The sequence below is a fragment of the Amphritea atlantica genome (genome assembly GCF_024347255.1).
Taxonomy (GTDB): domain Bacteria; phylum Pseudomonadota; class Gammaproteobacteria; order Pseudomonadales; family Balneatricaceae; genus Amphritea; species Amphritea atlantica.
Window position 1 is genome coordinate 324,893 of record NZ_AP025284.1, and the last position, 21,849, is coordinate 346,741.

Below are 21,849 nucleotides of genomic sequence, written 5' to 3' on the forward strand. Positions count from 1 at the left end.
GCCCTGGCTGAGCAGGGCGGCTGCGGCTCTCTTGATTTAGAATATTTCTTCTGTTCGGGTTGTTCCCGTGGCATTTGTGAGTGCTGGATTGTGGGCAATCTCTTTCGGTACGCTGGCCTCGGGGAATATTTCGAAAATGGCATCTTCCTGGCCGGGGTATGCCAACAGGCCTGTTTTGGGGTCGATTCTGATGCTGACCAGCCCCTCAGGCTGAGCGATGGGCTGATCCGGGCTGTTGGCCAGGGCAGTTTCCATGAACTCGATCCAGACTGGCAATGCTGCGGTTCCGCCGAACTCGCTGCGTCCGAGGGTTGATGGCTGGTCAAAGCCGACCCAGGCGGTCGCCACCACATCTTTGTTAAAGCCTGAAAACCATGCATCTTTCTGATCGTTGGTGGTTCCGGTTTTACCCGCCAGGTCTGAGCGTTGCAGTACCCGGGCGCGGCGTCCGGTACCCCGGGCGATAACATCCTGCATAATGCTGTAGATCATGTAAGCGGTCTGCGGCTGCATGATCCGGTTTGCCAGCGGAAGGCTGGTAACCTGTTGTCCGGTTGGCTGGCTGGTGGGAAGCTCTTCCTGGTTGATCGGAGGGGTGCTGTCTGGGGTTGATGTCGGGGTGATGATGGCGTTGCCTGTGGTGGCTGCTTGCTGCTCTATACGTTTTAATACCGCTGGCGGAGCGGAAGGGTTGGCGATGTAGGTGCATTCCGGGCAGACGGTTGCTGGCTGTGCCTGATAGAGAATATTACCTTCTGAATCTTCAACTCTGTCGATAAAGTAGGGACTGACTTTAAAGCCCTGGTTGGCCAGACCGGCATAGCCTGTCACCAGTTCGAGTGGGGTTATGTCTGCACTTCCCAGTGATAGGGAAAGATTGTTCGGCAGCCGGTCTTTATCAAAGCCAAAGCGGCTGAGAAATTCAGTCGCGGTATCGATGCCGATTGAACGCAGGATGCGAATAGATACCAGGTTTCTGGATTTGTAGAGAGCTTCGCGCAAACGGGTCGGGCCGTAGAACTTTTTGCTGTAGTTTTCTGGTCTCCAGTTTGATTCCAGGTTGCTGTCATGGAACACCACGGGAGCATCATTGATAAGAGTCGCAGGTGTGTAGCCCTGCTCCAGCGCTGAGGCATAAATGAAAGGCTTGAAGTTTGAGCCAGGCTGGCGTCTTGCCTGGATAGCCCGGTTGAATTTGTTGTGGTTGAAGTTAAAGCCGCCAACCAGTGCTCTGATGGCGCCATTCTGGGGTGACAGGGCGGTCAGCGCGCCCTCTACCCGTGGGATCTGGGTCAGACGCCAGTTGTTTTCGCTGACCAAACGTACTCTGATCATGTCTCCAGGGGAGAATATATCCGCTGCCTGTTCAGGTTTTCGTCCCCGACTGTTGGGGCCTTTATAGGGCTGCGCCCACTCCATGTTGTCCCAGCTTAGCGTGGCTGGACCATGATCTTTGATGAAGAGTTGTGCCTCTTGCTTATCTGTGCTGAGAACAATTGCCGGTTGCAGAGAACCGTAGGTACGCTGCTGTTCCAGATACGCGGTGATATTTTCTTCAGCGAGCGGGGTTACTGCTGCCGGTTTTTCCGGGCCAAAATATCCGTGTCGCTCAGTGTATGCGATCAGACCATCCTCTACGGACCGGTTTGCTGCCGCCTGCATGGTGCTGTTTAGCGTTGTGTAAACTCTGAAGCCGTTGGTATATAAACTCTCGTCAAAGTATTGATATAGCTCATTGCGAACCATTTCAGCAACATAGGGAGCGTATAGTTCAATCTGGGTGCCATGATATTCTGCACTGATGGGTTCATTTCTGGCGGTTTCATAGTCCTCGTCGTTAATAAAACTGAGGCTGTGCATCCGTTTCAGGATCCAGTTGCGGCGTTCCAGTGCACGGCTGGGATTGGTGATCGGGTTGTATGCAGACGGTGCTTTGGGGAGACCCGCAATCATGGCGACCTGAGCCAGACTGAGTTGATCGATATCTTTGCCGTAGTAGATGTTGGCGGCAGCCTGGATGCCGTAGGAGCGGTGTCCCAGGTAGATTTTGTTGATGTATAACTCAAAAATCTCCTCTTTGGTCAGCTCCTGTTCGATCCGGAGTGAGAGCAGTATCTCATTGAATTTACGAACAAAAGAGCGTTCCCGGGTGAGGAAGTAGTTTTTGGCGACCTGCATGGTGATGGTGCTGCCACCGCTCTGGATATGGCCGGTACTTGCCAGCTGAAAGACAGCGCGGAACAGGCCTTTGATGTCGATACCGATGTGTTCGAAAAAATTCCGGTCTTCGGCAGCCAGCAGGGCGTTGATGTAGTTCTGGGGGATCTGGTTAAAACTGATCGGTGTACGGCGCTTTTCGCCAAATTCAGAGATCAGTTTATCGTCCTCAGAGTAGATTCTGAGGGGGGTTTGCAGCTGAACGTCTCGCAGGGTTTCGACATCGGGAAGTTTGGGCGCATAGTAAAAATACGCCGCGGCCAATGCCAGGCAGCCAACAAAGCAGCCCAGTATGGTGAGTTTTAGGCCGATCTTGAGTAACGATGTCAATATTTTCATGTTAAGTTATTTAAAGTTAAGTTTTTTGTTGCCGAGTTATTATATCTGTAAGAAAGTGTCAGCCACTAGTGAAACAGTGGTTTAATTTTTGATGAAACCGCGCTAGAGTCAATAACGCTCGGTTTATGCGGGATTTTTTAAGGATAATTTACTGTGCTTAGCTTTCTTAGCAAACAGGAAAAAGGATGGGTCGGCATAGATATCGGCTCCTCTTCAATTAAAATGGTGGCACTTTCAAAGCGCGGGAAGGGACTTCGTCTTGACTCATACGCGATTGTGCCTTTGCCTTCATCTGCCGTTATAGAGAGCAGTATTCAGGATATCGGTCAGGTATCTGAAGCTGTTGAGAAGGGGTTGAAAATATGTGGCGGCGGGCTGACTACCTGTGTTGCTGCAGTGCCCTCCTCTGCTGTAATCGCTAAAACCATCCAACTGAGTAACGCATTCACCGAGTTTGAGCTTGAAGAACAGGTTAAGCTTGAAGCGGATCGCTTTATTCCCTATCCCCTGAATGAGATCGCCCTCGATTTTGAGGTGCTTGGTCCATCGGAAAGCAGTCCGGAACTCAATGATATTCTGCTGGTTGCCTGTCGTCGAGATGATGTGGAAATGCGTGAAGACGCGATTAACAGCAGCGGGTTGAAGTGTGAAGTTGTTGATGTCGACCGTTTTGCCACTGAGCGGGTTGTGGGGTTGCTGGATAATGCAGCGGAAACAACCGATCAGCTTATCGGGCTGGTCGATATCGGTGCATCTACTCTTACGCTCAATGTATTCAGAAACGGCAAGATCGTTTATGACCGTGAACAGGCGTTTGGTGGTAACGATCTGAGCAATATTATTCATCAACAGTCGGGACTGGAAGCGGGAGAGGTCGAACATCTCCTGCGTAGCGGCGAACTGTCTGATGAACTGAAACAGAGTGTGGTGCTGCCCTTCCGAAGCACTGTTTCGCAGCAGGTTTCACGTTCGCTGCAGTTTTTCTACTCCTCTGGTCCGCACAATGAGCTGAGTAAACTCTATATTCTTGGGGGGACCGCCGCGATTGATGGCTTGGCTGAACAGATGCAGGCCGAGGTGGGTGTGGCTGTTGAGGTTGCTAATCCATTCGTGGGTATGGATCTGGACTCGAAAATCAATGCAGGCCGGCTGAGTCAGGATGCTCCAACCCTGGTAAAAGCCTGTGGTCTGGCGTTACGAAGCTTTGAAGGGTAGCGACTATGGCAAAGATAAATTTAAGGGCCTGGCGCGAAGAACAGTCTGCTGAGAGGCAAAAACAGTTCATTGTGAATCTGGTGGCCGCTGCATTTCTTGCTGCCGTGGTGGTATTTCTGATCGGTTTTTATATCGATATGCAAACAGACCGGCAAAAAACGCGGAACAACTTTTTGCGCAGCGAGATTGCACAGCTGGACAAGCAGCTGGCTGACATTAAAGAGTTAAAGCAGCAACGTGCCCGTCTCATTGCCCGTCTGAATGCGATTCAGGAGCTTCAGGGGACCCGTCCCCTGATCGTCAGAAGTTTTGATGAGATGGTTCGGGTGCTGCCTGATGGTGTCTATTATCAGTCCCTGAGCCGTAAAGGCGATACCATTAATCTGGCTGGGCGGGCTGAGAAAAGTGACGATGTTTCGAGTCTGATGCGGCATATTTATGCCAGTATCTGGTTTGGTGAGCCGAACCTGTCTACCGTGGCGAATGATGGCAATATGAAGAAATTCAACCTGACTGTTCCGGTATTGAAACCCTCGCTGGAAGAGGTGAACTGATATGGCAATGGATGCATTGAAAAACAGTTTTAAAGGGTTTGACGCCGATAACCTTGACTTCAATATGGCGGGTAACTGGCCAATAGGGGTGAAAGTGATCACCTACCTGCTGGTTTTTTCGCTGGTCGTTGGCGCTGGTGTCTATTTATACATTACTGATAAAGAGAAAAATCTGGCCCGTGAGGTTAGTCAGGAGAGCGGTCTTAAGCAGCAGATCTCGGTTAAGACAACTCAGGTGGCCAGTCTGGATCAGCTCCGCGAACAGATGAAAGATGTTCAGGGGCGTTTTTCCGAACTGCTGAAACAGCTGCCGACCGAGAAAGAGGTGCCCGGTCTGCTGGAGGATATCACCGAAATTGGTCGTTCAAGCGGTCTGAATATTCAGTCGATCACACTGGGCGGGGAGATAAGAAATGAGATATTTATTGAGCTTCCGATCAATATAAAGGTGAGTGGTACCTATCACCAGATGGGCCAGTTTGTCAGCGGCGTTGCCGCAATCCCCCGGATTGTGACCCTGCATGACTACAGTATAACTCCTGCTGGAGGTCAGCTGGATATGACAATTAGTGCAAAGACTTATCGCTATGATGATACCAAGTAAACTTTTGCGTTTCCTGATTCTTACTCCCTTTTTTCTCGGCGGTTGTGTCTGGATTGAGGATGTCAGTGATCTGCGCAGTTTTGTTGCGCAGGAGAAGCAGAAAAAGATTATAAAGGTGGAGCCGCTGCCGGAATTTAAGCCCTATCATAGCTTTGTCTATGAGGGGGCCAGCATGCGCAGCCCTTTCAAACCGCTGGTGTCTATCGCTGCATTGGATACCGGGGATGAGGTTGCGACGCCAGGCGATAATGGCATAAAACCTGATGTGGATCGGGAAAAAAGCTATCTCGAAACCTTTTCGCTGGATAATCTTTCCATGGTTGGCACCATTAATATGAGTGCAGATGGCTCACGCTGGGCGCTGATTAAGGATAAGAAGGGCGAAGTGCACCGGGTTTCTGTCGGTGATTATATGGGGCTGGATTACGGCAAAGTGGTTGCTGTTAACAGTGATAATGTTGAGCTTATTGAGATTGTTACAAACGGCCGGGGTGGTTGGATGCGACGGCCCCGTAGCGTGGTGATGGATTGATGACGATGATGGTGAATACTGTGAATAAGAATATTCAGGCGGGTAAACTGACGTACTCCGCACTCGCTAAGATGGCGGGAATAGTCATCGGGCTGTGGATGCTGGCTTTCAATGCGATCGCTGCAGATGCAAAGCTTATGGCGTCCTCCTTTGTTGCGCTTCCCGATAATAAGCTTGAGGTTCGCTTCGATTTTGATGTGCCCCCCTCGCTGCCTAAATCCTATATGACTAACAGCCCGGCGCGTCTGGTCCTCGATATGTGGGGCGTTGAAAATACACAGGATACCCGGTTGCTGACCGTTGAGGCTGGCAATGTGGATAAGATCAACTTCGCTCAGGTTGACGGCCGGCTGAGGGTTGTTCTCGATCTGTTTGAAGCATCTGCCTTTGAAACCCGCGCCGATGGTAATAGCCTGTTCCTGACGGTAGGTGACCGCGGAATGGCAAAACAGGAGGTGGCCAAAGTCAGTAAGAGTGTCACTGCAGATTCTACCGCTAAGCCTGTTGTATCAGATAAGACCCGGGTTAAAGGTGTCGATTTTGAGCGGACTCCGGAAGGAGCCGGACGGGTGGTTGTTTCTCTGTCAGATGATCGGGCTGGAGTGGATGTTATCGAAGAGGGCAATAACATTGTTGTCAATCTGTTGGGGGTTGACCTTTCTGCCAGTATGCAGAACCGTATCGATGTTCAGGATTTTGCCACGCCGGTGATGTTTATCGACTCGATGGCCAGTGGTGAGAATGTGTCGATTCTGATTAAGCCGTCTCCCGAACCTTATGACTATATGGTTTATCAGACTAATAACCAGTTGGTTGTGGATCTGAAGCCTATCACTCAGGCTGAGCTGAATAAAAAAGAGGAGGAACGCTTTCCTTACCAGGGAGAGCGGATCGATCTGGACTTCCAGAATGTCGAGGTGCGCTCCGTACTGCAGATTCTTGCCGAAGTCGCGGAGATGAACCTGGTTGTCAGTGATAACGTGGGTGGTAATATCACGCTACGCTTGAAAAATGTTCCCTGGGATCAGGCGCTGGATCTGATTCTTAATACCAACAAGCTGGATAAGCGTGAGATGGGTAATGTGCTGCTGATCGGTACAGCAGAAGAGATCGCCGAGCGTGAACGGGTGGAGCTGGAGAGCAGTAAGCAGGTCGAGGAACTGGCCCCGCTGCGCACCGAGTTTATCCAGGTGGATTTCAGGAAGGCCTCCGATATGGTGTCCCGTCTGAATGAGGCGAAGCTGATCTCTGAGCGGGGTTTCCTGCTCGCGGATGATGAAACCAATGTGCTGATGGTGCGTGAAACAGAAAAACGGATTGAAGAGATCCGCTCAACCCTGCGCCGTTTTGATACCGAGGTTGCACAGGTGTTGATTGAAGCGCGTCTGGTAACCGCTAACACCACTGTGTCGAAAGATCTCGGTATTAAGTGGGGGCTGGGGTATGGTGATGCTGATTCGTCAGGCAATGCGATCTCTATCGGTAGTTCAATATCAGGTGTCTCCTCTCCCGGTGCGGTGCCCAGTGGTCTGATGGTGGATCTTGGTGCCAATGTTACCTCGCCCGCTTCCGTTGCTATCGGGCTTGCTTCTAACAGTGCACTGTTACAGCTGGAGTTATCCGCCCTGGAATCTGATGGTCGGATTGAGGTGATCTCCCAGCCCAAGGTTGTCACCACCAATGGTAAAGCTGCACTCATTGAATCTGGTAGAGAGATTCCTTACCAGACTGTTCAGGACGGCGATGTCCAGGTTGAGTTTAAGGATGTGGTGCTCTCACTGGAGGTAACGCCGCGGATCAACCCGGGCGACCGGATCGCTATGGATCTGGTCATTAAGAAAGACTCCGTGGGTGAGACCCTGTCGAACGGAGATATCAGTATTATCAAAAACCTGTTAGAAACCTCGGTTGTGGTGCCTGATGGGCAGACAATTGTGCTCGGTGGTGTGTTTGAAAATGAAACACAGAATACCGTTAATAAAACCCCGCTGCTGGGTGATCTGCCAGTGCTTGGTGCATTGTTCCGGAATAAATCGGAGTCTAATATCAAGTCTGAACTGCTGATCTTTATCACGCCTAAGCTGGTACGCGAGTCTCTGTCAAAGCAGTAAGGTTGTTGTATTGAACATATTTTTAATTGGCCCTATGGGTGCTGGAAAGAGCACCATAGGGCGTCTTCTTTCTCATGAGCTGAAACTGAGGTTTGTTGATTCAGATAAAGTTATTGAAGAGCGGGCCGGAGCCGATATTCCCTGGATTTTTGATGTCGAAGGTGAAACGGGGTTCCGCGACCGGGAAGCGCATATTATCGATCAACTGAGTGAGGAGGATAATCAGGTGCTGGCAACGGGTGGTGGTGCCGTGCTGAGGGCCGAGAATCGTTCAAACTTGCAGGGACGGGGAACTGTTGTCTACCTGCAGGCATCGGTGGCACAGCAGCTGGAGCGTACCGCGCGGGATAAAAACCGGCCTTTGCTGCAAACCCCCGATCCTGAGGCGGTGCTGAATACGCTGATGGAGCAGCGTCACCCTCTCTATCTGCAAGTGGCCGACATTGTTATTGATACCGAACGCCGTAACCCTAAAGCGGTGGTTACTGATATAATGACGGAGCTTCGCGCACAGCAAATAGTTAAATAGAGATAAGCCCGCCATGCAAACCCTGAATGTCGATCTTGGTGATCGTTCCTATCCTATCTTTATCGGAACCGACCTGTTTCACCCGGACAACCTGACCCCATATATCAAGGGAAATCAGGTGTTAATCGTTAGTAATGAAACGGTCGCTCCTCTTTATCTGGAACCATTGAAAGCTGTTTTGCCCGCGGTGCAGATCGATGATGTGATTCTGCCGGATGGGGAGAAGTTTAAAACGCTGGCGCAGCTGAATGCGGTGTTTGATCGTCTGCTGGAATGTCGCCATAACCGTACCACTACGCTGATCGCCTTAGGCGGCGGGGTTATTGGGGATATGACCGGTTTTGCCGCAGCATGTTACCAGCGGGGGGTTAACTTCATCCAGATTCCCACTACTCTGCTTTCCCAGGTTGACTCTTCAGTGGGAGGGAAAACCGGAGTGAACCACCCCTTAGGAAAAAATATGATTGGCGCGTTTCATCAGCCGCAGGTGGTTCTGGCCAGCGTTGATGTACTGCAAACGCTTCCCGATCGTGAGCTGTCGGCCGGACTGGCCGAAGTGATCAAGTATGGCCTGGTTTATGATGAGGGTTTTCTTGGCTGGCTTGAAACCAATATGTCAGGCCTGATCGGGCGAGATGCATCGCTGCTGAGTTATGCAATCTATCGCTCCTGTGAGTTGAAGGCGGAGGTTGTCGCTCAGGATGAGAAAGAGTCCGGTGTCCGGGCGTTACTCAATCTTGGACATACCTTTGGGCATGCAATTGAGTCATGTCAGGGTTATGGTAACTGGCTTCATGGTGAAGCGGTGGCAGTTGGAACGGTGATGGCTGCAGACCTGTCTCAGCGACTGGGATGGATCAGTAGCGATGATTATCAGCGGGTTGTACAGATCATGCAGGCGGCAAATCTTCCGGTGACCGCACCGCGGGGAATGACGCCTGAAGAGTTTATGACGTTGATGTCTGTTGATAAAAAGGTTGTCGACGGGCAACTGCGTTTGATTTTGTTAAAAGCGCTGGGGAAGGCAGTGGTGACTGATCAGTTTGATCCGGCAGCATTGCAGCAAACCTTAACCCGCTTCGCAGCATAAAGGGGCTTACCGATGGCTGATCTTAAAGGGAATGGTGTTGACGCGCTGGCAGATGCATTTGCCAGTGCAGAGCAGCGTAAGAGTTTCTTTTTTGAGCCATCTTCCCGATTACAGCTGTTGGAAAAGCTTGAGCACCTGAGTCGCTTCAGTGATTTTCTGCTGCTGGTCACCGGACCGGAGGGCGCCGGAAAAACAACCCTGATTCGACAACTGCAGGGGGCGGAGAGTGATCGAACGCTACGGCTTTGTTCCCTGGATGGCAGCAAAACCCCAGGGTTGAATGGCGTGCTGGTCGCCCTGAGCGAACAGCTGAGCCCTGAGCTGGATACCCAGGCTGATAACCAGCAGATGCTGAATGCCATTTACCGCTTTGCTCAGGTGATGGCGGTTGAGCATATTCAATGGGTTATTATTATAGATAATGCTGATCAGCTGGAAAATCAGGTTGTTCAGCTGTTGCTTCAGATGCTCAGTGAGGCGCAGGGGTTACCGGTTAAACCGCATCTGTTAATGGCCGCCGGGGATAGTTTTCATGGACGCCTGCAGGGGTTTGATGAGTATGAACTACTCGAGTCTCAGGTGCATCAGCTGATACTGGAGCCGTTTACTGCAACAGAAGCCAAAAGTTATCTGCTGCAACGGTATAGTGCAGCGGCATCCCTGACTGAAAAACAGCTTGAGGCTGTTTACGAGGCTTCCGGTGGCTACCCGGGCTCGCTCAATCAGCAGGCGGAGCTTCTGTTTCGTTCAGGTTCAGTGAAGAAGACTGCCAAATCAGCAGGGTTCTCCCGCGTGCATCTTGTTAGTGTTGCAGCCGTTTTACTGCTCGTACTTCTGGGTGGGTTGTGGCAGTACTGGCCAGAAAGTGACGCCGGAACAACCCGTACGCAGGTACAGATTCAGGTGCCGATAGAGGCGGGGCCGGTGATCGCTGCAAATGAAAGTCCGGTCGCTGAGGTTAAGGTCAATCAGACTGATACTGATAATAACCAGTCATCTGCGTCGGATTCATTACCCCTTTTAGCGCAAAGTAACTCACGGGAGGAGATATCATCCGTCCTGCAAACCGCTGATCGGGATACCGTCGAAACAGCAGAAACCAGTGCGCCGTCCGGGGAGCCTGTTGCTGCTGACCGGATGTCAGAGAGCGTTAATACCGGGCAGCCCCTGGCTAAAACGCCTGATACCCGTGTCTCTGAAGCTAAGCCTGCCGATAAGCCGGTTGTCGCTGTCGCGGACAAGCCGGTGGTCGCCCCTATTGCACCTGCAGCAAAAAAGGTTAAAGTAATAGAGCCTGAACCTGTGGTTAAGAAAGCGCCGGTTAAGGCAGCAGTGGCTGGCAACAATCAGTTGACTGAAGCGGAGCAAACCCTGATGGGCTGGCCTGCCAGTGGTTATACGTTGCAAATGCTGGGCGCTGGTATGCGCAAAAGCGCTGAAGCATTTATCCGTGAACAGGCAGAGCCTCAGAAATTTTATATGTTTCAGACCCGCTATAAGGGTAACCCCTGGTTTGTGGTAGTCTATGGGCAATATAAAGATCGGGATGCCGCCCATGCTGCCAGTGCATCACTACCTTCAGCGCTTGCCAGGCTGAAGCCCTGGGCGAGGACAATTCAGGGGATTCAGGCGGATCTGGCAGCCAGAAAATAGTATTTTTTTGTATCGTCTGCGCAAACAAAAAAATTTTCTGTATTGCTTATAATTTGTCCTTCATACCCTCGCTGTGTAAAATACCTGTCCCTTTTTCTCTGCATACACAACTGTGGCTGGAATTTGGTGGATGTAATATATTGATAATTAAGAACTTTTTGGTGGGATTCGTTTATGAGCATAGGTCTGTATCGCCCTGGTGAGTTCAAAGACAACTGTGGTTTTGGCCTGATGGCCCATATGCAAGGTGAACCAAGCCACAATGTATTGTTGAAGGCGATTGAAGCACTTGCATGTATGACCCACCGTGGTGGGATCGCAGCTGATGGCAAAACCGGTGACGGCTGCGGATTACTGATGCAGAAGCCGGATGCATTTCTGCGTGCGGCGGCAAAAAGCGATCTGGGTGTCGAGCTGGGTGACCGTTATGCCGTGGGTATGGTGTTTCTGTCAAAAGAGCCGGCCCTGGCAGCGACTGCGCGTGAGGTGTTGAATAATGAACTGGTGGCGCAAGGACTGAATGTCGCAGGTTGGCGGGTTGTGCCGACAGATCCGGGTTGTCTTGGACCGATAGCAAAGGATACTCTGCCGCAGATTGAGCAGGTGTTTGTGACAACCGATAAAGCGGATCGTGAATTTGCGGTTAGTCTCTATACAGCCCGTCGCAAGGCCGAGATTGCCCTGAGTGCAGATGAGGATTTTTATATCTGCAGTCTGTCGGACAAAGTTATCTCCTATAAGGGGCTGACAATGCCGGTGGATCTGCCGGTGTTCTATCAGGATCTGAGCGATGAACGTCTGGAAACCGCTATCTGTACCTATCATCAACGGTTTTCTACCAATACAGCGCCACGCTGGCCGCTGGCTCAGCCGTTCCGGCTGCTGGCGCACAATGGTGAGATCAATACTATTGAGGGCAACCGTAACTGGTCCCGCGCCCGTTCCAGCAAGTTTGCCACCGAACTGCTGCCGAATGTCGATGAGCTTCAGCCGATTGTGAATACCACTGGTTCGGACTCGTCCAGCATGGATAATATGCTTGAATTCCTGCTGGTCGGGGGGATGAACCTATATCGTGCGGCACGGATGATCGTGCCTCCTGCCTGGCAGAATGTCGATACCATGGATGCTGAACTGCGGGCCTTCTATGACTATAACTCGATGCATATGGAGCCCTGGGATGGCCCCGCCGGGATGGTGATGACCGATGGCCGTTTCGCCGTCTGTATGCTGGATCGGAACGGTCTGCGTCCATCCCGCTGGGTGATGACCAAAGATGGTCTGATCTGTACCGCATCTGAGATCGGTGTATTCGATTACAAGCCCGAGGATGTCGTATCTCAGGGCCGTGTCGGTCCGGGGCAGATTCTGTCAATCGATACCCAGACCGGTGAAGTACTGCACACCGCCGATGTTGATGACCGTCTGAAAAAAGCGCAACCCTATAAAAAGTGGATGCGTGAGAATGCCCTGCCCCTCGAGCAGACAATGAACCTCACTGAGGAGTCTCAGTCTTTCTGCGAGATGACCCCGGAAGAGGTCAAAACGCATATGAAGATGTTCCAGGTCACCTATGAAGAGCGTGATCAGGTATTGCGTCCGCTGGGTGAAACTGCCATGGAAGCCGTTGGCTCCATGGGTGACGATAAGCCGATGGCGGTGTTGTCATCAAAAGTGCGTTCGGTTTTTGATTATTTCCGTCAGCAGTTCGCTCAGGTCACCAATCCGCCAATCGACCCGTTACGTGAAGCGATTGTGATGTCGCTGGAAACCTGTATTGGTGCCGAACGTAACGTCTTTGAAGAGACCCCTGAGCATGCCCGCCGGGTTATTCTTACCTCACCGGTGCTATCGGCCAGTAAATTTCTGCGGCTGAAAAACAATACCGTTGAAGGTTTTGGGGTTGCCCAGATCGATCTGAACTATGATCCTGCGGTTATGGATCTGAAAGCAGCGATTGAATCGGTTGCTGATCAGGCCGAACAGCTGGTTCGTTCCGGCAAAGTTCTGATTATTCTGTCTGATTTCTCGATTGCACCAGGGCGGCTGCCGATTCATGCGGCGATGGCGACCGGTGCAGTGCACCACCGCCTGATCAATACCCGCCTGCGTGCCGATGCCAATATCATTGTCGAATCCGGTACGGTGCGCGATCCTCACCAGTTTGCCGTGCTGTTTGGTTTTGGTGCTACCGCAGTCTATCCATACCTGGCCTACCGGGTGCTGACCGATCTGTGTGCCACCGGCGAAATGCAGATGAACTGGCTCGACAGTCACGAGAACTATCGTAAGGGTATTAAGAAAGGTCTGATGAAGATCCTGTCGAAGATGGGTATCTCTACGATCGCCTCCTATCGTGGTGCACAACTGTTTGAAGCAGTGGGTATCAGCTCTGATGTGGTTGACCTCTGTTTCCCCGGTGTGGCCAGCCGCATTGAAGGCGCTGACTTCAGTGATTTCCAGAAAGATCAGGAGTCCCTGTCTGAAGAAGCCTGGGTGGCCCGTAAGAAGATTCAGCAGGGTGGCTTGTTAAAGTATATCCATGGTGGTGAATACCATGCCTACAACCCTGATGTAATACGCACAATTCACGCTGCTGTTCGTAGTGGTGATCAGGCTGACTATCAGGCGTATGCTGATCTGGTGAATAAGCGCGGCGTGGCAACGCTGCGTGACCTGATGGGGCTGAGAAAAGATATTAAAGCGATCCCGCTGAGCGAAGTCGAGCCGGCAGAGAATCTGTTCCCCCGTTTTGACTCCGCTGCCATGTCGCTGGGAGCTCTGTCTCCTGAAGCGCACGAATGTCTGGCGATGGCGATGAATGAACTCGGCGGTCGCTCAAACTCCGGTGAGGGCGGTGAAGACCCGGCCCGCCACGGCACTAACAAGCGTTCCAAGATCAAGCAGGTGGCTTCAGGTCGTTTCGGGGTAACCCCTGAATACCTGATTAATGCCGATGTTATGCAGATCAAGGTCGCTCAGGGTGCTAAGCCGGGCGAGGGTGGTCAGTTGCCCGGGGGTAAGGTGAACAGCCTGATCGCCCGTTTGCGTTACTCCGTACCCGGTGTAACCCTGATCTCACCTCCGCCGCACCATGATATCTATTCGATTGAGGATCTGGCACAGCTGATTTTCGATCTTAAGCAGGTTAACCCTGAAGGTCTGGTGTCGGTGAAACTGGTATCCCGGCCGGGGGTTGGCACGATCGCCTGTGGTGTGGCCAAGGCCTATGCCGACCTGATTACCATCTCCGGTTACGATGGCGGTACCGCTGCAAGTCCGCTGACGTCGGTGCATTATGCCGGCTCCCCCTGGGAGCTGGGTCTGGCTGATGCGCATCAGTCACTGCGGGGCAACCATCTGCGGGGCAAGATTCGTCTGCAGACTGATGGTGGTCTGAAAACCGGTCTGGATGTGGTTAAAGCAGCCATTCTGGGCGCAGAAAGCTTTGGCTTCGGTACTATGCCGATGGTAGCGGTAGGCTGTAAATACCTGCGAATCTGCCATCTGAATAACTGTGCCACCGGTGTGGCGACTCAGAACGATGAACTGCGGGATAAGTATTACCGCGGCACCGTTGAGATGGTTAAAAATTACTTCCGCTTTGTTGCAGAAGAGACCCGTCAGTGGATGGCCACTGTCGGCGTGCGTTCGCTGGAAGAGTTGGTGGGTCGGGTTGACCTGTTGGAGCTGCTGGACGGTAGTACTGCCAAGCATGGCAAGCTGGATCTGTCGCCGCTGGTGTCTGATGCGGGTATTCCGGCAGAGTATCCACAGACCTGTCAGGTCGCACATAACGACCCTTATGATACCGGTGCGTTGAATAGCCGGATGCTGGAACTGGCTAAACAGGCGATTGCCGAGAAAGCGGGTGGTGTGTTTGATCTGCCAATCACCAATTGTGACCGTTCGGTGGGTGCCCGTACTTCCGGGGCTATCGCCAGGGTCCATGGCAATCTGGGGATGTCGGATGCCCCGCTTCGCTTTAACTTTAGCGGCCATGCCGGACAGAGCTTTGGTGTCTGGAACGCTGGTGGTCAGGAGCTTTACCTGAAAGGTGATGCCAACGATTACGTTGGTAAGGGTATGGCCGGCGGTAAGATCGTTATCAGCCAGCCGGATGTGGTCACCTATGCCAGCAATGAAACCGCTATTATCGGTAATACCTGTCTCTATGGGGCTACCGGAGGCAAGCTGTATGCTGCCGGTTGTGCTGGTGAGCGTTTTGCGGTGCGAAACTCAGGCTGCCATGCCGTTATCGAAGGTGCCGGTGATCACTGTTGTGAATATATGACCGGTGGTCTGATTACCGTATTGGGTCAGACGGGCTACAACTTCGGTGCAGGTATGACCGGCGGCTTCGCTTACGTGCTGGATATGGATAACACCTTTGTTGATAAGTACAACCATGAGCTGGTGGATATCCATCGGGTGGCTCCGCAGCATATGGAAGAGTACAAAAATCACCTGCGCTCTGTAATTATCGGTTTTGTGAAAGAGACCGGTAGTGACTGGGGTCAGCAGATTGTTGAAAACTTCGATGACTATATTGGTCGTTTCTGGCTGGTTAAGCCGAAAGCTGCCAGTCTGGGGGCGCTGCTGACCGATATGCGCTCCCGTCCGGAGTAATGGGTTCATCGAACAGGTGTTTAGTTATAGCTGTGTCTGCCTGCGGGCAGGCACCATTAGGCGGGGTGGAGAATGTCTGAACGTCTGAAGAATGATTTTCAGTTTCTGGAAGTAGAGCGTCAGGGACCAAATAAGATAGCAGCAGATATCCGTAAGAAGGAGTTTGCTGAGATCTATGAGCCGTTTAAGTCGGAAGATGCGTCCGAACAGGCGCACCGTTGTCTTGAATGTGGTAATCCATACTGTGAATGGAAGTGTCCGGTACACAACTATATTCCTAACTGGCTTAAGCTGGTGTCTGAAGGCAACATTATTGAAGCGGCAGAGCTGAGCCATCAGACTAACTCGTTGCCTGAAGTCTGTGGCCGTGTCTGTCCTCAGGATCGTCTGTGTGAAGGCGCCTGTACACTGAATGACGAATTTGGGGCTGTCACCATCGGTTCTGTTGAGAAACATATTACCGATACCGCTTTTGCCATGGGCTGGCGGCCGGATATGAGCAAAGTGCCGGTGACGGACAAAAAAGTAGCGGTGATCGGTGCCGGTCCTGCGGGCCTGGCAGCAGCAGATATTCTGGTGCGTAACGGTGTTAAGCCGGTAGTCTTTGACCGTCACCCGGAGATTGGTGGCTTGCTGACCTTCGGTATTCCTGAGTTCAAGCTGGATAAAGACGTAATGGTCCGTCGTCGTGAAATATTCACGGAGATGGGTGTTGAGTTCCGTCTGAATACCAATGTCGGTAAAGATATTCAGATGCAGGAACTGCTGGATCAGTATGATGCTGTTTTCCTGGGGATGGGAACCTATACCTATATGAAAGGCGGTTTCCCCGGTGAAGAGCTGGATGGCGTCTACGATGCGCTGCCGTTCCTGATTTCCAACGTCAATCGTTGTCTGGGCTTTGAAAAAGATGTTGCCGACTATATCGGTGTTGAGGGCAAAAACGTTGTAGTGCTGGGTGGTGGTGACACTGCGATGGACTGCAACCGTACCTCAATCCGTCAGGGAGCAAACAGCGTAACCTGCGCATATCGCCGGGATGAGGCCAATATGCCGGGATCAAAACGTGAAGTTGAGAATGCCCGTGAAGAGGGCGTGCAGTTCATGTTCAACCGTCAGCCAGTTGAGGTTGTTGGTGATGCCGGTAAGGTGACCGGAGTTAAAGTGGTGACTACACGGATGGGTGAACCTGACGAGAATGGTCGTCGCCGTCCTGAAGTGGTTGCCGGCAGCGAAGAGGTGTTGCCTGCGGATGCAGTGTTGGTGGCGTTTGGTTTCCGTCCAAGCCCATCACCCTGGTTTACTGAGTTTGGTATCGAGCTGGAACAGGATGGCCGGATAAAAACCTCGGGCGATAAAGCCTTTGCCTTCCAGACCAGCAACGAGAAAGTGTTTGCCGGTGGTGATATGGTAAGAGGGTCTGATCTGGTGGTGACTGCCATTGATGAGGGCCGTAAGGCCGCCGAAGGCATTCTGGATTACCTCAAAGTGTAAACATCAGCATCTCTTGAAAAGGTCGCCTCAGGCGGCCTTTTTTGTTTATGTCATTCAGATCAGCGAAGATGCAGCAGTTGTTCGCTCCCGCCGCTAAAAACCTGTAAAATGCCCCCAGTTTTGAATCTGAGTCGAGAATATGTAATGGCTGAACTGAAGAATGATCGTTTTCTGCGTGCGCTGATGCGTGAGCCTGTCGATGTAACACCGGTATGGATGATGCGTCAGGCGGGCCGTTATCTGCCTGAATACCGCGCTACCCGAGCCCAGGCAGGCGATTTCATGAGCCTGTGTAAGAATAAAGAGCTGGCTTGTGAGGTGACTATTCAGCCATTGGAGCGCTACGATCTGGATGCCGCGATTCTGTTTTCCGATATTCTGACCATTCCTGATGCGATGGGGTTGGGGTTGTATTTTGAAGCGGGTGAGGGGCCTAAGTTCAAAAAGATTATCCGTACTGAAGCTGATGTTGATGCCCTGTCGGTGCCTGAGTCTGCCAGTGATCTTGATTATGTGATGGATGCGGTAAAAACTATCCGTGCAGAACTGAATGGCCGGGTGCCACTGATTGGTTTCTCCGGCAGCCCCTGGACGCTGGCAACCTATATGGTTGAGGGTGGTTCCAGTAAAGATTTCCGCCATATCAAGCAGATGATGTATGCCACCCCTGAGGTGTTGCATCAGCTACTGGACAAGCTGGCGCAGTCGGTGACCGATTATCTGAATCAACAGATCCGTAGTGGTGCCCAGGCGGTGCAGATCTTCGATACCTGGGGTGGCGCACTAAGCGGCCCGATGTATCAGGAGTTTTCGCTGAAATATATGCAGCAGATTGCTAACGGCCTGATTCGTGAGAATGAAGGGCGTAAAGTGCCGCTGATTATGTTTACCAAGAACGGCGGTCAGTGGCTGGAAGCGATGGCTGAGTCCGGGGCTGATGCGCTGGGGCTGGACTGGACCACCAATATTGACGATGCCCGTGCCCGGGTTGGCGATAAAGTTGCCCTGCAGGGTAATATGGACCCTTCTGTGCTCTATGGGACACCGGAACGTATCCGTGCTGAGGTAGCTGATATTCTGGCCCGCTATGGCAGCGGTCCGGGACATGTATTCAATCTGGGGCATGGTATTCACCAGTTCGTCGACCCGGCGCAGCCGAAATTCTTTGTTGATGCGGTACATGAGCTCAGCGCCCAGTACCACGTTTAATCAACAGTTTATAAAGAGGGCATGACGCCCTCTTTTGCTATGTAACAGAAAAAATGAAACGACTGACGCAACTATTAGAAAGTAATCGCCAATGGGCCGATCAGATCAGCCGGGATGATCCGCTGTTTTTTGAAACGCTGGCGCATCAACAGGCTCCGGAATACCTCTGGATTGGCTGTTCCGACAGCCGGGTGCCTGCCAACGAGATTGTTGGCATGTTGCCAGGTGAGCTGTTTGTTCACCGCAATGTATCAAACCTGGTAATCCATACCGACATGAACTGTCTGTCGGTGATCCAGTATGCGGTTCAGGTGCTGGAGGTTAAGCACATTATGGTGGTGGGGCATTACGGCTGTGGTGGTGTTAAAGCTGCGCTGGAGAGCACCCCGCATGGGCTGATCGATAACTGGTTACGACAGATCCGTAAAGTGAACCAGAAGCATCGCGAATTGCTGTCAGCCTGGGATCACTCCCATCAGCAGCTCGACCGTCTGTGCGAGCTGAATGTCATCGAACAGGCCTTTAATGTCTGTGAAACCACTATCGTGCAGGACGCCTGGAGCCGGGGGCAGGACCTGACCGTGCATGGCTGGATCTATGGTCTGAACGACGGTCTGGTGAATGATCTTGAGTTTAACGCTTCAGGTGCCGATGAAGTGGAAGAACAATATGGTCTGGCGATCAGTAAGATCGAAACTCTGCGGCAGTTGGCGAAAGCTTCAGAGAAAGGGCATAACGCCCGCACGCTGTGGGATCGGGTGCGTAAGGTTTTCAAATAAGTTTGTGGATCTGCTGCTGAGCAGCCGCTGAAACTAAAAAGCCTCGCAACTGCGAGGCTTTTTTTATGGTTGGTCCGGTCGCTCAGCTTATTTTGCTGCCTGTAGCGCCTGCTCCAGATCGGCCAGCAGATCATCGATATGCTCAATGCCGACTGACAGACGCACCATATCGTCGGTTACACCGGCAGACTTCAGCTCTTCATCATTCAACTGACGGTGGGTGGTTTCTGCTGGAATCGACGCCAGAGACTTACAGTCGCCGATATTCACTAAGCGGGTGAAGATGTTCAGTGCATCATAGAATTTACGGGTGCCTTCGCGTCCACCTTTGATGCCGAAGCTGAGGATGCCGGAAGCCTGGCCTTTCATATACTTCTGTGCCAGAGGGTAATCTTTGTGGTTTTCCAGGCCTGCATAATTAACCCAGTTAACCTGATCGTGGCCTTCCAGATACTCGGCAACCTTCTGAGTATTTTCACACACCCGCTCCATACGCAGAGACAGCGTTTCGATACCTTGTAGTAGCAGGAAGGCATTCATTGGTGACAGTGCTGCACCGGTGTTTCTCAGCGGTACGACACGGCAGCGGCCGATAAAGGCTGCCGGGCCAAAGGCGTCGGTGTAAACCACGCCGTGGTATGACACGTCAGGGGTATTCAGCAGTGGGAAGCGGTCAGCGTGATCTGCCCAGGGGAACTTACCGGAATCGATGATAACGCCGCCGATAGAGTTACCGTGACCGCCTATATACTTGGTGGCCGCCTGAACAACGATATCGGCACCATGCTCAATCGGGCGCCACAGAGCCGGGCTGGCAACAGTGCTGTCAACGATCAGAGGCAGGCCGTGTTTATGGGCCAGCTCAGCCATGGTTTCAATGTCGGCAATGCCGCCGGAAGGGTTGCCAATTGATTCACAGTAAATTGCCCGGGTGCGGTCATCGATCTGTGCTTCCATCGCGGCAAAGTCATCTTTATTGGCAAAACGTACCTCAATGCCCTGACGTGGAAAGGTGTGGGCAAACAGGTTGTAGGTGCCGCCATACAGTTCGCTGGTGGCGATGATATTGTCGCCAACCTCAGCGATGGTCTGAATTGCGTAGGTAATCGCCGCCATACCGGAAGCTACCGCCAGCGCTGCTACACCGCCCTCCATCGCCGCGACGCGCTGCTCCAGTACATCGGTGGTTGGGTTCATAATGCGGGTATAGATATTGCCAGGGACTTTCAGATCAAACAGATCAGCGCCATGTTGCGCGTTATCAAACGCGTAGGAGGTGGTTTGATAAATGGGTACAGCGACCGCTTTGGTCGTTTCTTCCGGGCTGTAACCACCGTGTATGGCAATTGTTTCCAGTTTCATCTGAAGCTCCTCATAAGCAATGTAATACGTCTGTGTTCGTTTTTATTCGTTACGTAGCGGATGATTGTAGCCCTTCGGCTGAATAAATAAAGGCCTCTTTGGTTCAAGGTGACAGAGGGTTCCGATAGAATGCTCAGATCTATTCGCAGGAGAGATTGATGGCCAAGGCAAAGAGTGCGTATGTCTGTAATGATTGCGGTGCAGATTACAGCAAATGGCAGGGACAGTGCGGTGCCTGCCATGCCTGGAATACCCTCACCGAAGTGCGGCTTAGCAGTGCCAAGTCGAGTCCTCAGCGGGGCGCGCGGTTTGAAGGTTATGCCGGTGCCGGTAACATGGCAAGAGTGCAGGATCTGTCGGAGGTGAATCTCGCAGATATGCCGCGCTTTGCCTCCGGTTCAGGTGAGCTGGACCGGGTGCTGGGGGGCGGGCTGGTTCCCGGGTCCGCGATCCTGATCGGCGGGCATCCGGGGGCCGGTAAAAGTACGCTGTTACTGCAGACTATGTGTCATCTGGCGCAGCAGATGCCGGCACTGTATGTCACCGGTGAGGAGTCACTGCAGCAGGTTGCCTTGCGGGCTCAGCGACTTGGGCTGACCACCACCAATCTGAAGATGTTGTCGGAAACCAGCGTGGAGCAGATCTGTACTATTGCAGAGCAGCTGAAACCTATAGTGCTGGTGGTGGACTCGATTCAGGTGATGCATGTGGATGATGTTCAGTCGGCGCCCGGCAGCGTCTCTCAGGTGCGGGAAGCGGCGGCGTATCTGACCCGCTTTGCCAAACAGACCGGCACGGTGCTGTTTCTGGTAGGCCATGTAACCAAGGATGGCTCGCTGGCGGGTCCTAAAGTGCTGGAGCATATGATCGATTGCTCGCTGCAGCTGGAAGGGGACAGTGATGGTCGTTTCCGCACTCTGCGCAGTCACAAAAATCGTTTCGGTGCGGTAAATGAACTGGGGGTGTTTGCCATGCTGGAGCAGGGGTTGAAGGAGGTGAAGAACCCCAGTTCCATCTTCCTTAATCGGGGAGAAAAGGCCAGTCCGGGCAGTCTGGTCATGGTTGTCTGGGAGGGCACCCGGCCGCTGCTGGTGGAGATTCAGGCGCTGGTGGATCAGAGTCATATGAACAATCCGCGCCGGGTAGCGGTGGGGCTTGATCATAACCGTCTGGCGATGTTGCTGGCCGTTTTACACCGCCATGGGGGCTTGCAGACTGGTGATCAGGATGTGTTTGTCAACGTGGTGGGCGGGGTGAAGGTGCTGGAAACCAGTGCTGACCTGGCTCTGTTGCTCTCGGTAGTGTCCAGTTTTCGTGACCGGGCGCTGCCGCAGGATCTGATTGTGTTTGGTGAGGTGGGGCTGTCGGGAGAGATTCGTCCGGTACCGAACGGCCAGGAACGGATCAGAGAAGCTGCCAAGCACGGCTTTCGCCGGGCGATTGTGCCGAAGGCCAATGCCCCGAAGCAAGCTCCCCAGGGGATGACTGTAATCAGCGTCAGTCAGCTATCTGAAGCGCTGGATGCATTGTAA

At 52.4% G+C, this 21,849-nt stretch carries 15 protein-coding genes; 13 read left to right on the top strand and 2 right to left on the bottom strand.

All coding sequences use genetic code 11. From position 1 onward, the window contains the following. Window positions 1–36: 36 nt before the first annotated feature. Window positions 37–2,556, bottom strand: coding sequence for a penicillin-binding protein 1A (locus tag OCU43_RS01555; protein ID WP_091354912.1), 2,520 nt, complete (start codon window positions 2,554–2,556; stop codon window positions 37–39). Between the two features lie 153 nt (window positions 2,557–2,709). Between OCU43_RS01555 and pilM the strand changes: the two genes are divergently transcribed. The 12 genes from pilM (at window position 2,710) to can (ending at window position 18,955) form a co-directional block, all read left to right on the top strand. After that, window positions 2,710–3,771 carry a type IV pilus assembly protein PilM gene (pilM, locus tag OCU43_RS01560; protein WP_091354915.1) on the top strand — a complete coding sequence of 354 codons (1,062 nt, stop codon included), beginning with the start codon at window positions 2,710–2,712 and terminating at the stop codon, window positions 3,769–3,771. Window positions 3,772–3,776: 5 nt separating this feature from the next. Further along, window positions 3,777–4,325, top strand: coding sequence for a PilN domain-containing protein (locus OCU43_RS01565; RefSeq protein ID WP_091354917.1), 549 nt, complete (start codon window positions 3,777–3,779; stop codon window positions 4,323–4,325). 1 nt (window position 4,326) lies between these two features. Then, a complete protein-coding gene (locus tag OCU43_RS01570) occupies window positions 4,327–4,929 on the top strand; it encodes a type IV pilus inner membrane component PilO (RefSeq protein ID WP_091354919.1) in 603 nt (200 codons plus the stop codon). After that, on the top strand, window positions 4,913–5,461 hold the full coding sequence (locus OCU43_RS01575) for a pilus assembly protein PilP (protein ID WP_091354921.1): 549 nt from the start codon (window positions 4,913–4,915) through the stop codon (window positions 5,459–5,461). Before OCU43_RS01570 ends, OCU43_RS01575 begins: the two co-directional genes overlap by 17 nt. A gap of 5 nt (window positions 5,462–5,466) precedes the next feature. Further along, a complete protein-coding gene (locus tag OCU43_RS01580) occupies window positions 5,467–7,572 on the top strand; it encodes a type IV pilus secretin PilQ (protein WP_091355260.1) in 2,106 nt (701 codons plus the stop codon). 10 nt (window positions 7,573–7,582) lie between these two features. Next, complete coding sequence (aroK, locus tag OCU43_RS01585) at window positions 7,583–8,101, top strand: shikimate kinase AroK (RefSeq protein ID WP_275991322.1); 519 nt, start codon at window positions 7,583–7,585, stop codon at window positions 8,099–8,101. Between the two features lie 13 nt (window positions 8,102–8,114). Continuing rightward, complete coding sequence (aroB, locus tag OCU43_RS01590) at window positions 8,115–9,191, top strand: 3-dehydroquinate synthase (RefSeq protein ID WP_091354927.1); 1,077 nt, start codon at window positions 8,115–8,117, stop codon at window positions 9,189–9,191. 12 nt (window positions 9,192–9,203) lie between these two features. Further along, window positions 9,204–10,844 carry an AAA family ATPase gene (locus OCU43_RS01595; RefSeq protein ID WP_091354929.1) on the top strand — a complete coding sequence of 547 codons (1,641 nt, stop codon included), beginning with the start codon at window positions 9,204–9,206 and terminating at the stop codon, window positions 10,842–10,844. 174 nt (window positions 10,845–11,018) lie between these two features. Next, window positions 11,019–15,473 carry a glutamate synthase large subunit gene (gene gltB, locus OCU43_RS01600; RefSeq protein WP_091354932.1) on the top strand — a complete coding sequence of 1,485 codons (4,455 nt, stop codon included), beginning with the start codon at window positions 11,019–11,021 and terminating at the stop codon, window positions 15,471–15,473. 72 nt (window positions 15,474–15,545) lie between these two features. After that, complete coding sequence (locus OCU43_RS01605) at window positions 15,546–16,967, top strand: glutamate synthase small subunit GltD family protein (RefSeq protein ID WP_091354937.1); 1,422 nt, start codon at window positions 15,546–15,548, stop codon at window positions 16,965–16,967. A gap of 144 nt (window positions 16,968–17,111) precedes the next feature. Next, on the top strand, window positions 17,112–18,176 hold the full coding sequence (gene hemE, locus OCU43_RS01610; RefSeq protein ID WP_091354940.1) for a uroporphyrinogen decarboxylase: 1,065 nt from the start codon (window positions 17,112–17,114) through the stop codon (window positions 18,174–18,176). Window positions 18,177–18,229: 53 nt separating this feature from the next. Then, window positions 18,230–18,955, top strand: coding sequence for a carbonate dehydratase (can, locus tag OCU43_RS01615; RefSeq protein WP_091354942.1), 726 nt, complete (start codon window positions 18,230–18,232; stop codon window positions 18,953–18,955). An 87-nt stretch (window positions 18,956–19,042) separates the two neighbouring features. Here the strand turns inward: can and OCU43_RS01620 are convergent, their stop codons facing one another. Next, the gene (locus tag OCU43_RS01620; protein WP_091354945.1) at window positions 19,043–20,317 is read right to left on the bottom strand and encodes an O-acetylhomoserine aminocarboxypropyltransferase/cysteine synthase family protein; all 1,275 of its coding nucleotides are present in this window, start codon (window positions 20,315–20,317) and stop codon (window positions 19,043–19,045) included. A 158-nt stretch (window positions 20,318–20,475) separates the two neighbouring features. Between OCU43_RS01620 and radA the strand changes: the two genes are divergently transcribed. Beyond that, window positions 20,476–21,849, top strand: coding sequence for a DNA repair protein RadA (radA, locus tag OCU43_RS01625; protein ID WP_091354947.1), 1,374 nt, complete (start codon window positions 20,476–20,478; stop codon window positions 21,847–21,849).